We start from the raw sequence: 2,510 nt of genomic DNA on the forward strand, positions 1-2,510 counted from the left end.
AGCCAGACCCTGATGGGCGGCCTTTCGGGGTTCGAATCGCCCATTGGACTGGACCGGCACGACCGTATGAATGCCCTGCGCACGGGCGACATCGGATTTGTTCACTCCTGGGACATCAATACCTCAGTGGACGGGCCGGGCACAAGGATGACCGTCTTCATGAGCGGATGCCCCCTGCGCTGCCAGTACTGCCAGAATCCTGACACCTGGAAGATGCGCGATGGCCAGCCCGTATACCTACAGGCCATGATCGATAAGGTGGCCCGCTACCAGGACCTCTTCAAAAGTACGGGCGGAGGAATCACCTTCAGCGGCGGCGAGTCCATGATGCAGGCAGCCTTTGTCTCACGCGTCTTTCGGGCCGCCAAGGAGATGGGCGTCCACACATGCCTGGACACCTCAGGCTTCCTCAATCGCAACTACACCGATGCCATGATTGACGATATCGACCTGTGCCTGCTGGACGTCAAATCCGGCGACGAGGCCACCTACAAGAAGGTGACCGGCGGCACGCTGGCCCCCACAATCGAATTCGGCAAGCGTCTGGCTGCCCGTGGCAGCAAGATTTGGGTTCGCTTCGTGCTGGTGCCGGGGCTGACCGACTCCGAGGAGAACGTCGAGAACGTCGCGCGGGTGTGCGAACAGTTCAAGGATGCCATTGAGCACATTGATGTGCTTCCCTTCCATCAGCTTGGACGGCCCAAATGGCATGAGCTGCGCATTCCCTACCCACTGGAGGATGCCAAAGGCCCCTCGGCGGCCCTGAAGGATAGGGTCAAGAAGCAGCTGGAGGCCCATGGCTTCGTGGTCTACTGAGCCTCAGAACCCTTTGTGGTTCCATGACGGACCCAGGAGAAAGCCAATTGATTTTCTTGTGACTCCCCACGGCAGATGTCGTGGGGAGTTTTGTTTGCTTGAGCGGAGACCAGCCAGCCAATCAGCGAATGACAGACTCACTCACTGTCAGATTCACTAAATGACGGGCACGCTGAATGACCGGCTTGGTAAATGATCAACCCCGTAAATCGATCAATTGTCGACGAAGTCTGCTTAGCAAGGGTTTATCGGTGGGTTGAGGCCATGGACTATGCTTTCAGGCGTGTGTTTTCCGGGCCGGTCGGTCCGGTAGCGTGATGGAAGACAAACTAAAAAAGAGGTTGAGCGCAGGTGACCACGGAACCTAAGACGCAGCTGCTTTCAGAGCCCGCCCAGGGTGTGCCGTCGGTCATCGACGATATGGCCGAATACCGCCGGGCCTGTCGAATGCTGTCAAAGGGGAGCGGTGCGCTGGCCGCGGATGCTGAACGGGCCTCTGGCTTCCGCTATGGCCACGACGACTACCTGGTCCAGTTCAAGCGCCGGGGAGCGGGGATATTCCTGCTGGACCCACCGGCGCTGATGAAGGCGGGCTGTGACTGGTCGGAATTCAATAAGGCTGTTGATGGGGCCCAGTGGATCATTCATGACTCTCCTCAGGATCTGCCTGGCTTCTATGCGTTGGGGATGAGGCCCTCCTCTCTCTTCGACACCGAGCTTGCAGCCAGGATGCTTAATCTGGGGCATTACGGCCTGTCTGCAGTGACCGCGCACTACCTGGGGCTGACGCTGGCCAAGGAGCATTCTGCCGCAGACTGGTCCTACCGCCCACTGCCGCGTGATTGGCGCAATTACGCAGCCTTGGACGTGGAGCTGCTGAATCAGGTGCGAACGCGCGAGCTGGAGGATCTGCGCAGTCACGGCAAGAATGAATGGGCCAGGCAGGAATTCGCCTGGTTGCTGGAGCAGGGCAAAATCCCCAAGCCGGAGCCTGAACAGCCCTGGCGACATATCTCGCATATCAACGCCTTGCACAATGACCGTCGAGGCCTGGCTGTGGCCCGCTCGTTGTGGACCGTCAGGGATCAGCTGGCCAGACGCAACGATATCGCTCCGACGCTCCTCCTGCCCGACAAGGCCATCATCGAGGCCGGCAGACTCAAGCCGCACAACAACGCGCAGTTCCGAGCCATCCGATCCTTGAACGAGCGGGTCAGGATCCACACCGGCGGCGAGCAGGACCGCATGTTCGAGCGCTATGCGCCCATCCAGCGCCGGGTCAGGTCCGCAGTCTGGAAACAGGCTATTCTGGAGGCGCTGAGTCTGCCTACCGAAGAGCTGCCGGTGCCTCCCAAGCCGCGGTGTGAGGAGACCAATGCCCCCAAGTCCATGCAGATCTGGCGGCATCGTCATCCGGACCGGTTTGCAAGGCTGGAGGCAGCGCGCAAGGCGGTGACTGAAGTGGGACGCCGGACCAACACACCCGACGAGATTCTGATCAAGCCCCGCTACCTGCGCAACCTCTGCTGGACAGACGAACCGGAGAAGCGCGATGTGGCCGACTTTTTGCATCAGGAGGGTGCCCGCCCCTGGCAGGTTTCACTCCTGTCAGAGTCTCTGACTCGCGCTATTATGTAACGGTTGCCTTACTGGCAGATCAAACGGTTTGGATGAATTGGAGCGCAGCGTGAAAA

General features: G+C 59.7%; 2 protein-coding genes. Both read left to right on the forward strand.

What is annotated here, in order from left to right; genetic code table 11:
• A partial coding sequence (pflA, locus tag AC0AP0_RS11845; protein WP_490430610.1) for a pyruvate formate-lyase-activating protein occupies positions 1–816 on the forward strand: 816 nt, incomplete at its 5' end.
• Positions 817–1,167: 351 nt separating this feature from the next.
• The gene (locus tag AC0AP0_RS11850; RefSeq protein WP_046322816.1) at positions 1,168–2,454 is read left to right on the forward strand and encodes an HRDC domain-containing protein; all 1,287 of its coding nucleotides are present in this window, start codon (positions 1,168–1,170) and stop codon (positions 2,452–2,454) included.
• The last annotated feature ends 56 nt before the right edge of the window (positions 2,455–2,510 follow it).

It is taken from the genome of Bifidobacterium sp. POST2/T3 (B1) (assembly GCF_058197115.1).